The organism is Pseudomonas sp. FP818 (genome assembly GCF_030687335.1).
Classification (GTDB): domain Bacteria; phylum Pseudomonadota; class Gammaproteobacteria; order Pseudomonadales; family Pseudomonadaceae; genus Aquipseudomonas; species Aquipseudomonas shahriarae.
This window is the reverse complement of record NZ_CP117427.1, coordinates 2,400,426-2,415,200: the sequence shown is the minus strand read 5'-3', so window position 1 is coordinate 2,415,200 and position 14,775 is coordinate 2,400,426. Positions and strand designations below refer to the sequence as shown.

Sequence of the window (14,775 nt, the reverse complement as noted above, 5' to 3'; positions counted from 1 at the left end):
CCCTCGCGCTGAATATAGCTGCATTCGCTGAAATGATGAGTTGCCCGCATCCTCTAGGCGATATTTTTATTCCATATATTGATCATTGGGAATTTTTATTCTATTAATTGCGCTCCTGAAACAATAATTCAAAAGGACCACCGCCATGCGCTCACTCGGAATCGGCCTGATCGGTACAGGCTTCATGGGCCGTGCCCACGCACTGGCGTTCAATAACGCCCGTGCGGTGTTTGAGCTTCCCTTCAACCTGACGCTGGCGGCCCTGGCCGATGCCGATACCAAGCGCGCGCAACGTTGCGCCAGCGCCTGGGGCTTTGCCCAGGCCCATGGCGACTGGCAACAATTGATTGATAACCCGCACGTGGACCTGGTCGCTATCACCACCCCCAACCACCTGCACTACCCCATGGCCATGGCCGCACTGGCGGCGGGCAAGGCGGTGTATTGCGAAAAACCCCTGGCGACCAGCCTGCAGCAAGCCGACGCCATGCGCCTCGCCGCCTACGAGGCTGGAGTGGTGACTCGGGTCGGCTACAACTACCAGCACAACCCGATGATCGCCCTGGCGCGACAGATGATCGACGCGGGCGAGTTGGGGCAGATCATCAGTTTCCAGGGCGAGTTCAGTGAAGACTTTATGGCCGACCCGGCGTCGCCCTGGTCCTGGCGCTGTGAGGTGGAGCATGCCGGCGGCGCCCTGGCGGACCTGGGCAGTCATCTGCTGGCGATGGCGCGTTATCTGGTGGGCGATGTGAGCAAGGTGTGCGCCGACAGCCAGACCGTCCACGCCCAACGCCCGGCCAGCCCTGGCAGTACCGAGTGGCGTTCGATTGCGGTGGATGATCAGGTACATGCCTTGCTGCGTTTTGCCAATGGCGCACGCGGCACCGTCAGCAGCAGTTGGCTCAAGCACGGCTACAAGAATCACTTGAGCTTCGAGATCAGCGGCACACACGGCACCCTGGCGTTCGATCAGGAGCGATTGAATGAGTTGCGCCCTGTTTCGCGCCGGTGAACAGGGGTTCCAGCGTTTACTGGCGGGCCCCGCCCTGCCCGGCTATGCCGCGTTCAGCCCGGCGGCGGGGCATCAGTTGGGGTACAACGAACTGAAAACCCTGGAAGTGCAGGAGTTGATCATGGCCCTGGCCGGGCAAGGTGCCGCGGGTACTGATTTTGAAGCGGCGTGGGAGGTGGAGCGGTTGGCGACAGCGCTTCGGCTGGCGGCGCGGGAGGAGCGGTGGGTCAACGTGAGCGAAATTTAAAGACCTGCACCGATTGATGTGGGCTTGTTCGCGATGGGCATAGGTAGCTATACAACTCTCTTCTGGGGTTGTGTACATATCCGTTGCTGCGGTTACGGCGGCTATTGGTTCCGCCCTTACGGCGGCTCACTTTGGAAAAGAGCGCCAAAGTAAGCAAAGCGCTCTTGCCCCACCACTCGGCACCTCGCCCAGGCTCGGTGTGCCCGTCATCCGACATTGATTTGGGGGGCCGCCGCGATGGGCCATCCATGGCCCAGCGCGGCTAACCCGGCGTCCTGCCGGGTTACCCCCCCAAATCAATATCGGATGACGGCCAGCGTGGTTTAACGGGGCGCCTAAGATCAAAATCACAAGCAAAGCGAGGCGGCCTGACAGCCGACCTGATCGTCGAGGCGTGCGCGTGTACCTGTGGGAGCTGGCTTGCCTGCGATGGCGGTGTACCAGCCAATAGATTTATCGACTGATACACCGCCATCGCGGGCAAGCCCGCTCCCACAGGGGAAGGCAGCTTCGCGCTCTGGCTTTGCTGTTGCTCTGCTTTTGATCTGGCTTTTGATCTTGATCTCAGGCGCCCCGTTAAACCACGATGGCCGCAGGCAGGTATTGCGCAGTGGGCACCCCGGCATGGATGCCGGGGTAGCCGCGACACGGCCAGGGATGGCCGATCGCGGCGGGCCCACGGAGCAATGCCTGACTGCGGGCATGCCGAGCCTAGGCGAGGCACCGAGTGGTGGGGCAAGAGCGCTTTGCTTACTTTGGCGCTCTTCCAAAGTGAGCCGCCGTAAGGGCGGAACCCTAAGTGGCCGTAACCGCAGCAACGGATATGTACACATACCGAAAAGAGAGTTGTGTAGCTAATCATGCCGCAATGGCAGACTGTCAGTCAGCAAATGTACTGACTAGCACTCCGTCATCGCGGGCAAGCCCGCTCCCACATTAAACCGCATCAAGTCAGCGCAATGCGCGGCGCAGGACCTTGCCCACCGTAGTCTTGGGCAATTCCTCGACGCGAAACTCGACAAACTTCGGCACTTTGTACCCCGTCAGGTATTCCCGGCAATGCGCCAACAGCTGCTCCTGGGTCAGGCTGGGGTCGCGACGCACCACGACAATCTTCACCTTCTCTCCGGTCACCCCATCCTCCACGCCAATCGCCGCCACTTCCGCAACGCCCGGGTGCAACGCCACCACGTCTTCGATTTCATTGGGGTACACGTTGAAACCCGACACCAGGATCATGTCCTTCTTGCGATCCACCAGGCGGATGAAGCCCTGTTCATTCATCACCCCGATATCCCCGGTGGACAGCCAGCCCTCGGCATCCAGCACTTCGGCGGTTTCCTTGGGGCGCTGCCAGTAGCCCTGCATCACCTGCGGGCCGCGCACCTGCAGTTCACCCGGTTCACCGATGTCGGCGAGTTCACCGTCCTCGCGAATAAAGCGCACCCAGGTCGACGGCAGTGGCACGCCGATGCTGCCGGTAAATTCCATCTCGCGCATGCGCGAGATGTCGATAGGGCTGATGCTCACCACCGGCGAGCACTCCGTCAGGCCGTAACCCTCGATGATCGGCAGCCCGGTGACTTCCTTCCAGCGCTTGGCCACCGCGGTGTGCGTGGCCATGCCGCCGGCGATGACCAGGCGCAGGTCGGAAAAGTCCCGGGCACGGAACTCTGCGTTCTCCAGCAAGCCGTTGAACAACGTGTTGACCCCGGCAATGCCGTTGAAACGCTCCTTGCGCAGGATCATCTGCACCCGCTTCACGTCCCGTGGGTTGGCGATCAGGATATTGCGCCCGCCCAGGCACATGAACATCAGGCAATTCACGGTCAGGGAAAAGATGTGGTACAGCGGCAACAAGGTGACGTTGGTTTCCTGCTGGTTCTGGTCCAGTTGATCACCCACCCACGCCTTGGCCTGCAACAGGTTGGCGATGATATTGCGGTGGCTGAGCATCACGCCCTTGGCATCGCCGGTGGTGCCGCCGGTGTATTGCAGGAACGCCAGTTCTTCACGCGCCAGCGGCACCGGCGTATGGGTCAGGCCCCGGCCCTGCTTGAGCGTCTGGTTGAAACGCAGCGCACCCGGCAGGTTGTAGGCCGGCACCTGCTTCTGCACTCGGCGCAGGATGAAGTTCATCGCCGCGCCCTTGAAGGTGCCGAGCAGGTCGCCGATGGCCGCAATGACCACGCGCTTGACCGTGCTGCCGGCCACAACTTTTTCCAGGGTGTGCGCGAAGTTCTCGAAGATCACCACGGTCTCGGCGCCGCTGTCCTTGAGCAGGTGCTTGAGTTCGTGGGAGGTGTACAACGGGTTGACGTTGACCACCACCGCACCGGCAAGGATGGTGCCCAACAGGCAGATCGGATACTGCAAGCAGTTGGGCATCATCAACGCCACGCGATCGCCCTTGCGCACGCCCTGGGCCTGCAGCCAGGCGGCAAAGGCGATGCCCTGGGCCTGCCAGGTGGCGTAGGTCATTTCGGTGCCGATGCTGACGTAGGCCACGCGGTCGCGGTATTTGTGCAAATGTTCGAGAAACACCTCGCGCAACGACGGGTAGTCCTCGATGCCGGCGTCGATGTCGCTGGGCACCCCAGGCAGATAGGCGTTCAGCCAGATACGTTCGGTTTGGTCCAGGCTTACAGCGTTCATCGCAGTCTCCTTATTGTTGTTGTACGGCTACTTTTCAACGATGGCGGTAATGCCCAGGCCGCCGGCGGCACAGATAGAAATCAAACCGCGCCCGCCACCGCGCAGGTGAATGGCCTTGGCCAGCGCCGCCAACTGGCGGCCACCGGTGGCGGCAAAGGGATGACCGCAACCGAGCGAGCCGCCATTGACGTTCATCCTGGCGCGGTCGATGGCCCCCAGTGGCGCCTCCAGCCCCAAGCGCTCACGGCAGTAATCGGCATCTTCCCAGGCCTTGAGGGTGCACAGCACCTGGGCGGCGAAGGCTTCGTGGATCTCGAAGAAATCGAAATCGGCAAAACTCAGGCCTTCGCGTGCGAGCATGCGGGGCACGGCATAGGCCGGGGCCATCAGCAAGCCTTCGCTGCCGTCGACGAAGTTCACAGCGGCGGTTTCGCCGGTACGCAGGTAGGCCAGCACCGGCAGGCCACGAGCGGCGGCCCACTCCTCGCTGGCCAGCAGCACCACCGAGGCGCCATCGGTCAGCGGCGTGGAGTTACCGGCCGTGAGGGTGCCGTTCTGCCGATCGTAGGCCGGGGACAGGCTGGCGAGCTTCTCCAGGCTGGCATCGGCGCGCAGGTTGTTGTCGCGGGACAGGCCGCGATAAGGGCTGATCAGGTCGTCGAAGAAGCCATTTTTATAGGCCGCGTCGAGGCGCTGGTGGCTGGTCAGGGTCAGTTCGTCCTGGGCCAGGCGCTTGATCTGCCAGCGCTTGGCCATTTCTTCGCAGTGCTCGCCCATGGACAAGCCGGTACGCGGCTCGCCATTGCGCGGCAGCAGCGGCTTGAAAAACATCGAGGGGCGCACCTGCAACAGGCTGCGCAACTTGTTGCCGCTGCCCTTGGCGCGGTTGGCCGCCAGCAGCGTGCGGCGCAGGGATTCGTTGATGCCGATGGGCGCGTCGGAGGTGGTATCGGCGCCCCCGGCAACCCCCACGTCAATCTGGCCGAGGGCGATTTTATTGGCCACCAGCAACGCCGCCTCCAAGCCGGTGCCGCACGCTTGCTGCAGGTCGTAGGCCGGGGTCTCGGCGGACAGGGTGGTGGACAGCAGCGACTCGCGGGCCAGGTTGAAGTCCCGCGAGTGTTTGATCACCGCGCCGGCGGCGAACTCGCCCAGGCGCAGGCCGTGGAGGTTGTAGCGGTCCACCAGGCCTTGCAGCGCGGCCACCAGCAAATCCTGGTTGCTGTCGTGGGCGTACACCGTATTGGAGCGGGCAAACGGAATGCGGTTGCCGCCGACAATCGCCACGCGGCGCGTCGGGGCGGGGCTGAAGCTGTAGTCACTCATGAACGACTCTCATCAAAACGCGAGGTCCAGATAAACAGGCCACGCATGTGGGGTTTGTCCCCGGCCGGATTGCGCACCTCGAATGCACGGCGCGGGCCGTCTGCCGGGGCATTCCACAGGGCGACCTGGCCGGGCAGGAAGATCGGCAACTTGAAATCGCAATGGGCCTCGGCCACGTCCAGCCCGCCTGGGGGTTGCTGGGCGGCCAGGGCGCGGCCCAGGGTCCACATGCCATGGGCGATGGCCCGGCGAAAACCGAACAGCCGCGCGCCGATCAACGAGGTATGGATCGGGTTGAAATCCCCCGACACCTTGGCAAAACGCCGCCCCAGGTCCGCTGGCAACACCCAACGCTGGGTGCGCCGCACGCCCTCTTCGGGCAATGCCAGGCTGTCGCCCCATGGCTCGCCCACCGGGTTGGCGACATCGCGACGCAGGTACAGGCTTTCGCTTTGCCACACCAACTCGCCCGCGCTGTAAGCGTGGGTGGCAATACTCAAGGCCTGGCCCTTGGCATGGGCCACCCAGCGCTCGGCAAACACTTCCAGGCGCAGGGCCTGACCTTCCTGCAGGCGTCGATGTTGGCGAATGCGATTGGCCAGATGCACCATGCCGCTGGCCGGGTACGGAAAGCTCGGGCGCGTCAGCAACATCAAGTGCAAGGGGAACGCCAGCACATGGGGGTAGGACAGCGGCACCCCTTGCTCGCGCCGAAAGCCACAGGCCCGGCCATAAGCCGCAATAGCATGGGCGCTCAACTCCACCGCCGAGCGCACCAGGCGCTCCCGGGGCAACGTGGGAGCGCCTTCCAGCCTGGGTTTGCGCATCGCCAACAGGCCGTCCAGCAGCAGGCGATTGCGCGACGGTGGCGGGTCGATAATCTGCGTCACGTCGTCCATGCTCAGGCTCCCAACAGGCTTTGGCCGCACACGCGCACCACCTGGCCGTTGACCCCGCCCGAAGCCGGGTGCGCCAGCCAGGCGATGGTTTCGGCGACGTCGATGGGCTGCCCGCCCTGGGACAGGGAGTTCATGCGCCGCCCCGCTTCGCGAATCATCAGCGGGATTTTCGCGGTCATCTGGGTCTCGATAAACCCCGGCGCCACGCCGTTGACCGTGACCTGCTGCGACGCCGCCACTGGCGCCAGGCCCTGCACCAGGCCAATCACCCCGGCCTTGGAGGTGGCGTAATTGCTTTGCCCCAGGTTGCCGGCGATCCCGGAGATCGACGACACGCAGACAATCCGCCCACCGGCCTTGATCCCCTGCCCTTGCAACAAGGCTTCACTCAACTGCAACGGCGCGTCGAGGTTGACCGCCAGCACACTGCGCCAGGCGGTTTCGGTCATCTTGGCGATGGTCTTGTCGCGGGTGATCCCGGCGTTGTGCACCACCACATCAAACGCGCCATGCTCGGCCACATAGGCCTGCAACTGCTGCTGCGCATCGGCGCCGGTGATGTCCAGCGCCCAGGCCTGGCCGCCGACGCTGCTGGCCGCCTGCTCCAGGGAGGGCAGCGCTTGCGGCACATCCACGCACACCACGTGCGCGCCGTCACGGGCCAGCACCTGGGCGATGGCCAGGCCGATGCCACGGGAGGCCCCAGTGACCAGGGCGCGGCGGCCGCTGAAGGGTTTGTCCCAGTTGATGGCGGGGGCGGCATCGACCGGTTTTTCCAGGCGCACCACCTGCCCCGAGACATAGGCCGAACGCCGCGACAGGAAGAAGCGCAGGCTGCTGTCCAGGGCCTGCTCGGCACCCGGCGCGACATAGATCAACTGCACGGTGATCGCCCGCCGCAGCTCCTTGGCCAAGGATCGCACCAAGCCCTCCAGGGCTCGCTGGGCGATGGCCTGGGGCAAGTCCTGGCAGTGTTCGGGCGCGGTGCCCAGCACCACCACCCGCGCGTGCGGCCCCAGGCGCCGGGCGTTGGCATGGAAAAATTCGTAGAGTTCGTCCAGTAGCTTGAGGTCGACCACGGCGCTGGCATCAAACACCGCGCCCTGGACCTTGACCGTTGACGGCGCCTTGAGCGTGGCGGCCTGGGCCGGCACAGTGTCGGTGGCCTTGAAGAGGCGCCGCACTTCGTCCGCCAAGCGCCCTGCCCCAGCGATAATCACCGGGTTGGCCAGGCCCTGCTGGCCGCTGCGGTGACGTTGCAGGGCCAAGGGTTGCGGCAAGCCGATAGCCTGGGCCAGACGACGGCCCCAGGCAGAATTAACAAAAGAAAGGTAGCTGTCGCTCATAAATCAATCCGTTTTCTTGACCTGCAAATCCAACCCCTTGTGGGAGCTGGCTTGCCTGCGATGGCGGTGGATCCGATTGCATCTGTGGCGCAGATACACCGCTATCACAGGCAAGCCCGCTCCCCCGTTGAGCGCGCTCGTTTCTAGTTCACCGGGGCGTTTTCACGTTTTTTGCTGCTGGGTTTGGCCGCTTGCTCCAACGTTTGCTGGCGCTTTTGCAAGGCCTCCAGCAACCCGAAGTCCTGTGGGAAGTCGTCCACCTGGATGCCGTGATCGGCGTATTCCACATAGCGCGCCAGCAAGGCGTCTTCGTCGGCGCTGATCAAATCCAGGGCGCGGGCCTTGATGCGCCAGGCGGTAAAGGCCGTGCTGCTGATCGGCATCGGGCCGAGGGTGCCTTGCTTGACCGCCGCCTTGAGCCGCCCTTCGATCAACTCCACCTGGGGTAGCAGGCGGAACGCCAGTTCGCCATAGGCCAGCTTGTCGACTTCCGGACGCGGGATGTAGGAATTGGCCAGCAAACGGTCGCGGCTTTCGCCCGGGATCTGCACCAGCTCGGCCACCTGGGCCAGCAGGCGGTCGGAGGGTTTGCGCTGGGGAATGCCGAACGGGAAGCTCAAGCCACGCATCACTGCCGCAGCCGGCGTCGAAGGATAATTGTCGAGCACCTCGGCCAGGGCTTCATGGGCCCGCAACAAGGCATCCTGGGCCGACCAATGCACCAACGGCAGGTCGGCCTGGGGCCGGCCATCGTCCTCAAAGCGTTTGAGCACGCAGGACAGGATGTAGAGCTGGGACAGAATATCGCCCAGGCGCCCGGTGATGCTTTCCTTGCGCTTGAGCGCGCCGCCCAGCACGCCCATGGAAATATCGGAAATCAACGCCAGCACCACCGACAGCCGATTGGCCTGGCGGTAGTAGGACGCCAGCGCCGGATCCGTCTTGGCCGGTACGCCAATCAGCCGTCCGCCTGTCAGGGAGTGCACTGCCGCACGTACGGTGTTGGCCAGCACAAAACTCAGGTGACCGAACATGGCGCTGTCGAACTCGAGCAACGCCTGGCGATTATCAGTGTTGCGCGCCGCTTCCATTTCTCGGAACACGTAGGGGTGGCAACGGATCAGGCCCTGACCGTAGATGATCAGGCAGCGGGTCATGATATTCGCGCCTTCCACCGTGATCGCGATGGGGCTTTGTTGATAGGCACGGGCCAGGAAGTTGTTGGGCCCCATGCAAATACCCTTGCCGGCGACGATGTCCATGCCATCGTTGACGATGATCCGCGCACGCTCGGTGACGTGGTATTTGGCAATTGCCGAGATAACCGAGGGTTTCTCGCCGGCATCCAACGACGCCACCGACACTTTGCGTACCGCATCGCAGGCATACAGGTGCCCGGCCATACGTGCCAGGGGCGCCTGCACCCCTTCAAACTTGCCAATCGGCAGGCCGAACTGCTTGCGCATCGCCGCGTAGGCCGTGGTACCGCGTACCGCCACCTTGCCCAGGCCGACGTTGGCCGACGGCAGGGAAATCGCGCGCCCGGCGGCCAGGCATTCCATCAGCATGCGCCAGCCGTTGCCCACTTGCTCGCGGCCGCCGATCACCCACTCCAGGGGGATAAACACGTCCTTGCCGGTGGTCGGGCCGTTCTGGAACACCGCATTGAGGGGCCAATGGCGGCGACCACTGTTCACCCCGGGATGGGAAGTGGGGATCAACGCGCAGGTGATGCCCAGCGAGCCGGGCTGGCCCAGCAGGCCGTCAGGGTCTTCGGCGCGAAAGGCCAGACCCAGCACCGTGGCGATGGGGCCGAGGGTGATATAGCGCTTGTCCCAGGTCACGCTGAAGCCCAACACTTCCTGGCCTTCATGCATACCCTTGCAGACGATGCCCAGGTCGGGAATCGCCCCGGCGTCGGAGCCGGCATAGGGGCTGGTCAGGGCAAAGCACGGGATGTCTTCGCCACGGGCCAGGCGCGGCAGGTAGTAATTGCGCTGGGCGTCGGTGCCGTAATGCAGCAACAGTTCGGCGGGGCCCAGGGAGTTGGGGACCATCACCGAAATCGCTGCCGCCGAGCAACGGGTCGACAGCTTCATCACCACTTGCGAATGGGCATAGTGGGAGAAGCCTTTGCCGCCATATTGCTTGGGAATGATCATGCCGAGGAAGCCGGCGTCCTTGGTGTACTGCCAGCCTTCGGGCGACAGGTCCTGCCAGACCTGGGTGGTTTCCCAGTCGTTGGCCATGTCGCAGAGGGTTTCTACTTCGTTGTCGAGAAAGGCCTGTTCTTCGGCGCTCAAGCGTGCCGGCGCGGCTTGCAGCAGGCGCGGCCAATTGGGTTTGCCGCTGAACAACTCGGCGTCCCACCACACGGTGCCGGACTCGATAGCCGCGCGTTCAGTGTCGGACATGGCCGGCATGATCGTGCGAAACAGGCCCAGGGCCCTGCTGGTCAACAGTGTGCGACGCAGGGGCTTGATGCTCATCAGCAGCGCCGGTACCACCACCAGCAACGCCGCAACGCTCAGGCCAAACCCTGCAACCACATTGAACAGATAGCCGCCCGCCAACCAGGCCAGGCCAGCACCCAGCCACAGGGTGGCTGCCGCTTGTCGATACGCCAGGGCAGTCGCCACAGCGAGTCCCGCCAATAACCAGATAACCATGGAGATACCTCTACTTATTATTCAGGGCACGGCACGCACAGCAGCAGGTCGGTACGGCCTGCGACTGATCACCACACTACAAACTTGAAAAGCCAAATTCAAATTTTGTTTTGAAATTTTTATTTAATGTCTTTGCGAAATAATTCTCGGCCGAACGCGTCAGCCGAAGTGTTAAAGGGAGAAGGAAATCACCAGGGGTCGCGTGGGCGCCCCACAGGTGGAGCACCGGGTAAACGCAGTAGAAAGATGCGCTGACTACGCGTTTACCCAGGCACTACGCAGATACAACCCCAGGTCAGAAGGCGTAGGTAGCCGACAGGCTGACCACTTCGCCCTTGGCCTCGGATTTGCCATCCAGCGACGCTGCGCCAAGACGGTCAACGTTCTTGGTCTTGAGCTTGACGGTCTCCACAAACTGGCGGGAATACGCGCCGTCGATGCTCAGGCCCGGAATGGCGCGGATGTTGTAGCCAAAGCCCAGGGAAGCGAAGGTGCGATCCCCATCCGGGATACGCGGGTCACGGGTGGAGTTGCGGGTTGGGGTCTGGTCGAAGGCCACACCGGCACGCACGGTAAAGTCATCCGTGAGTTTGTAGTCACCGCCGAACGAATACATCCAGGTGTTCTTGTACTTGTACGGGATCGACACGATGGTGCTGCCATTGGACTTCAAGGTCAGCGCCTCGAAGGAGGACCATTGGGTCCAGGTCACACTGGCGCCCAGGGTCAGGCGGTCAGAGAAGTCGTGTACCCAGTCCAGGGACGCGTTGGCAGGGATATCCAGTTGCGTGGAGGCATTGGCACCGCCCGGATACAGTTTCAGCCCAGGGTAAGCCAACTCGACCAGGGTTTTACCGTCGACCACCGGGGTGGTCATCAGCCCTTCCGAGCCTGGATCGGCGTACATGTTGTACTTGCCCTCCAGCTTGTTCTTGATCTTGGCGTGATAGTTCAAGCCCAGGGTGTCCTGCGCCGTGGGTTTCCAGGTCATCCCCGCAAACCAACCCAGGGAGTTATTGTCGACTTTGACCCGCATCAAGGCGAAGCCCTGGCCGGCCGGGAACGGAATCATCCCGAAGTCCGGCGACTGCGCAGCAGCGGCATACAGATCGACGTTCTGGCTCACAAAGCCTTTGGTGTGCTGGAGAATCGCACCACCACCGATGGAAAACTCATCATTGACCTTGAACGACAGGGAGCCGGTCAGGCCCACGGTTTCGATGCGGGTGTCCACCGCGAAGTCGCGACCTTTCCAATCCTCATCCCAGGTTGTGCGCGCGCCCATCGGCACCACTTGGCTCAAACCAAAGGCAAAACGATCGTTGATCGGGATCACCATGAAGCCAGTGGGTACCCACGCTTCGAAGCCGCCTTGGCCGCCATTACCGGTGCGAGGTGTCGATGTTAACTCGCCAGTATTGGGATCATAGACCGTGTTGGACGTCGGATTGCCAGCGTAGTCATACGCCGACCCTTTGTATTTGATGTCGATGTTTGCGTAGTTGATGGTGAACTGCGAAATGGTCTTGTCAATGAAAGCCATGGCAGCAGGGTTGTTGTACGCCGATGACGGGTCGTTCTTGAACATCGACCCCCCACCAAACGCCCGGCCCCAACCAGCAGTGTTTGCGGTTGGCGTCATGAAACCACCCGCCTGAACGGTTCCCGCTGAGGCGATCAGCCCGCCCAACAATGCCAGGCCTAACAACGCCTGGGCCTGCTGCTTCATATTATTCATGCGTCACTCCTTATTGTTTTTATTTGTCACAGCCGGTTGGACCGAACGGCTTTACCTCAACAGATGCCTCTGACGAGGCACCTGTTTTTCACCGGGTGATCAAGCCTATTTCCGAAGTCCCGGCATCAAGGAACAATGGTGACGCCGGTAGCGCCTACGTTCAGTGTCACCACCGTGCAACTGCCGCTAAGCGGCTGGTTGGTCGCAGCAAGAGTGATACTTGGAGACGGAGCTGGGGTTGAGGCCAGCGCTACATCGATAGCCGTAGGGCCGCAGTTGGTTGGAGGGAACGAAGTGATCGTGTAACCAACGTTGTAAGCTTTACCGGCACTTGTGCTGGTGGCTTCCAGCAACCAAGGCAAACCAGTGATATTGGGTAGGTTGCACAGCACGCTTGATCCTGGAGAGATCGTTACTTTGGTGATATCTGCCTTACCATCAGGGCGCACCTTGCCTTCGAATACAGCCTTACATGTTACGGGCTGCTGAAACGACGAAGGTGATTTAACAACAATGCTCCCAGTCGCCCCTGTAGTAAACGTCGCTCCAATTGGACTAAAAGACGCCGCACTGGCCATCGAAGCCGCGCCAAAGCACAGAGCAAACGAACTTACACAAACGAGGGTTTTCAAACTTTTCATTATTTTTCCTCACATGTATGGCGAGTCATTTCGCCGGGGTAATGGCCATGATCGAGAGGTCACGGAGAAACAGCAGAACTTCCCTTTCCAGCCAAATTTCAATTCATTTACCGCTACAAATTCGGGGGTTTACTCGACGACTTTGAACGTCGGCGGCATCTTGATCGACACGGTTTTGATCTTGCAGTCTTCGCCAATCGGCACATTGACCGCTTCCAACTTGCCGGTGGCGTTATCCCAGGTGCCTTCGGCAGTGGACGGGCCACACTTGCCGCCCAGGCCAAAGGCGTGCACATCGACGCTGATCTTCGACATGGAGCCGCTCCTGGCATCCTTGGCCACTAATATCCACGGCAGGTTGATGGCTTCGACGCGGCTGCACTTGAGGCCACCGTCGAACTCGACTTTGTCGACATTGACTTGCGAACCATCGGCCGCGACCTTGCCGGCCACCTTGATGGTGCAGTCGGCGCTGATCAGCGCGCCCTTGGAAAAGCTGATGGGGCCCTGGGCAGTGAAGGCGCTGCCGGCGGGTTCGATACGGGCGGCCTGGGCCTGGTGATAGGCAATAAGCCCCAGTGCAGCGAGCACGATATGCGCAGTGAACTTGGCAGGTGTTTGCATGGTGTACGTCCTTCCCTTGATTTTATTTTTGTTAGGGTCAAACAACTTTCTTGCAACTAAGCAGCACTCGAAACCGGCAAACCGTGGGCGATGAAAACCTGCGCGATACACAGATCCCGAGTGCGCCCTACAACAGTTAATTCACATTAGAAGGTGCTGGTCTTGCCGTACTTCTCCAGTATCTTCAAGCGTTTGGATGGCTGGATATTGGCCAGGGTGACATCCCCCGAATAATGCCGTAGTACCCGGTGATCCATACGCCGGCGCCATAAGTAAGGGATATAGGCCCAGACAATCATGCTGGCGTAGCCATACGGCAGTTGCGGCGATTCATCAAAGTGGCGCAACGACTGATAACTGCGAGTCGGGTTGGCGTGATGATCAGAGTGGCGCTGCAACTGGAACAGAAAGATATTGGTGACAATACGGTTACTGTTCCACGAGTGGCGCGGCGAACACCGTTCATAACGGCCGTTAGGCAACTTCTGGCGTTTAAGCCCGTAGTGCTCGACATAGTTCACCACTTCCAGCAACGAAAAGCCGTAGATGCCCTGGATCAACAGGAAGGGAATCACCGCCATGCCCAGCCAGGCGATCATCGCGCCCCACAACACCACGCTGTACATCCAGGCGCTGAGTACGCCGTTCTTCCAGTGCCACGCCGGCAGGCCGAGCTTGCGCAGGCGTTCGCGTTCCAGGTTCCAGGCCGAGCGCGCACTGAACCACACCGAGCGCGGCAGGAAGGCCCAGAAGCTCTCCCCCAGTCGCGAGCTGGCCGGATCTTCCGGGGTGGCAACGCGTACGTGATGGCCACGGTTGTGTTCGGTGTAGAAGTGCCCGTAGAAGGTCGGCGCCAGGGTGATCTTCGCCAGCACAATCTCCAGCAGGCGCGGCTTGTGCCCCAGTTCATGGGCGGTGTTGATCGCGATACCGGTGGCAGCGCCGGTGGACATGGCCATGCCCAGGTAGGTAAACCCACTGACCTCACCGTGCAACTGCACCCGGGCCGTCAGGAAGCTGGCGGTTTGCGCCATCCAGCTCGAAGGATCGAGGGAGGCGGTAAGTTGCAGCAGCCCGCCGCTGATCATCCAGTCGATGCCGCTGACGGCCAGCCAACCGGTGATCACCACCGAGGAAATAACGAACAACACCCCGGTGTAGACGATCCAGCGGTAGTACTTCTGCGATTCAAGGCCGCTGACAGCGGATTCCGGCGGGTTGCTGACGTCTTCGCCGAGCAGGCCGTCGATCAGCGGGATCAGGCCGAAAATCACCAGTACACCGACCCACCACAGTTGTTGTACGCCGGTAGTGATAGCCAGGGCGCCGGACAGCAGCGGGGTCGCCAGAGGCATGATGCCGAGCCACCACAGGTGGCGCTTGCCGTCGGTCCAGACGTGGGGGGCGGCCAGGGTCTGATTCATGGCAACCTCCGGGCGCACTGCGCGGCAGAGAGTGAGAGCGAAGCAAAAGAGGCAGAAAAGCGGTTCAGGCGGCACTGACGGCCACTTGAAACAAACCATGCGATAAAAGGCGTTTTTTTCATTATTTTATTCGCTCTTAGGCATTTCAAAAATCATTTCAAAATAAATATTGAAATATTTTTTTTTAAATA

Annotated in this window: 9 protein-coding genes and 1 pseudogene; 1 reads left to right on the top strand and 9 read right to left on the bottom strand. The window is 61.6% G+C overall.

Annotated elements, in window-relative coordinates; all coding sequences use genetic code 11:
- Positions 1-145 precede the first annotated feature (145 nt).
- Positions 146-1,262: pseudogene (locus tag PSH80_RS10825) on the top strand (Gfo/Idh/MocA family protein).
- Between the two features lie 951 nt (positions 1,263-2,213).
- Here PSH80_RS10825 and PSH80_RS10820 read toward each other — a convergent pair.
- The 9 genes from PSH80_RS10820 to PSH80_RS10780 form a co-directional block, all read right to left on the bottom strand.
- Entirely contained in the window at positions 2,214-3,917 is a 1,704-nt protein-coding gene (locus PSH80_RS10820) for an AMP-binding protein (protein ID WP_057438654.1), read from the bottom strand.
- A gap of 27 nt (positions 3,918-3,944) precedes the next feature.
- Positions 3,945-5,243: an acetyl-CoA C-acetyltransferase gene (locus PSH80_RS10815; RefSeq protein ID WP_200661184.1), complete on the bottom strand. Its 1,299-nt coding sequence runs from the start codon at positions 5,241-5,243 to the stop codon at positions 3,945-3,947.
- Positions 5,240-6,142 (bottom strand): MaoC/PaaZ C-terminal domain-containing protein, encoded by a 903-nt coding sequence (locus PSH80_RS10810; protein ID WP_057438655.1) that lies wholly within the window; start codon positions 6,140-6,142, stop codon positions 5,240-5,242. The genes PSH80_RS10815 and PSH80_RS10810 overlap by 4 nt, the downstream gene beginning before the upstream one ends.
- A 2-nt stretch (positions 6,143-6,144) precedes the next feature.
- Positions 6,145-7,488 (bottom strand): 3-oxoacyl-ACP reductase, encoded by a 1,344-nt coding sequence (locus PSH80_RS10805; RefSeq protein ID WP_305420169.1) that lies wholly within the window; start codon positions 7,486-7,488, stop codon positions 6,145-6,147.
- A 143-nt stretch (positions 7,489-7,631) separates the two neighbouring features.
- The gene (locus PSH80_RS10800) at positions 7,632-10,157 is read right to left on the bottom strand and encodes an acyl-CoA dehydrogenase (protein WP_289142217.1); all 2,526 of its coding nucleotides are present in this window, start codon (positions 10,155-10,157) and stop codon (positions 7,632-7,634) included.
- Between the two features lie 295 nt (positions 10,158-10,452).
- Entirely contained in the window at positions 10,453-11,895 is a 1,443-nt protein-coding gene (locus tag PSH80_RS10795; protein ID WP_057959848.1) for an outer membrane protein transport protein, read from the bottom strand.
- Between the two features lie 125 nt (positions 11,896-12,020).
- A complete protein-coding gene (gene praB, locus PSH80_RS10790) occupies positions 12,021-12,536 on the bottom strand; it encodes an alkane oxidation protein activator PraB (RefSeq protein WP_076964898.1) in 516 nt (171 codons plus the stop codon).
- A 129-nt stretch (positions 12,537-12,665) separates the two neighbouring features.
- Positions 12,666-13,160, bottom strand: a complete 495-nt coding sequence (gene praA, locus PSH80_RS10785) for an alkane oxidation protein activator PraA (RefSeq protein ID WP_057959849.1) — start codon at positions 13,158-13,160, stop codon at positions 12,666-12,668.
- Positions 13,161-13,306: 146 nt separating this feature from the next.
- A complete protein-coding gene (locus PSH80_RS10780) occupies positions 13,307-14,584 on the bottom strand; it encodes an alkane 1-monooxygenase (protein ID WP_057959850.1) in 1,278 nt (425 codons plus the stop codon).
- Positions 14,585-14,775: the final 191 nt, after the last annotated feature.

Coding starts and splice junctions, on each gene's coding strand:
- PSH80_RS10820 (WP_057438654.1), bottom strand. CDS start 3,917: ATGAACGCTGTAAGCCTGGACCAAACCGAACGTATCTGGCTGAACGCC.
- PSH80_RS10815 (WP_200661184.1), bottom strand. CDS start 5,243: ATGAGTGACTACAGCTTCAGCCCCGCCCCGACGCGCCGCGTGGCGATT.
- PSH80_RS10810 (WP_057438655.1), bottom strand. CDS start 6,142: ATGGACGACGTGACGCAGATTATCGACCCGCCACCGTCGCGCAATCGC.
- PSH80_RS10805 (WP_305420169.1), bottom strand. CDS start 7,488: ATGAGCGACAGCTACCTTTCTTTTGTTAATTCTGCCTGGGGCCGTCGT.
- PSH80_RS10800 (WP_289142217.1), bottom strand. CDS start 10,157: ATGGTTATCTGGTTATTGGCGGGACTCGCTGTGGCGACTGCCCTGGCG.
- PSH80_RS10795 (WP_057959848.1), bottom strand. CDS start 11,895: ATGAATAATATGAAGCAGCAGGCCCAGGCGTTGTTAGGCCTGGCATTG.
- praB (WP_076964898.1), bottom strand. CDS start 12,536: ATGAAAAGTTTGAAAACCCTCGTTTGTGTAAGTTCGTTTGCTCTGTGC.
- praA (WP_057959849.1), bottom strand. CDS start 13,160: ATGCAAACACCTGCCAAGTTCACTGCGCATATCGTGCTCGCTGCACTG.
- PSH80_RS10780 (WP_057959850.1), bottom strand. CDS start 14,584: ATGAATCAGACCCTGGCCGCCCCCCACGTCTGGACCGACGGCAAGCGC.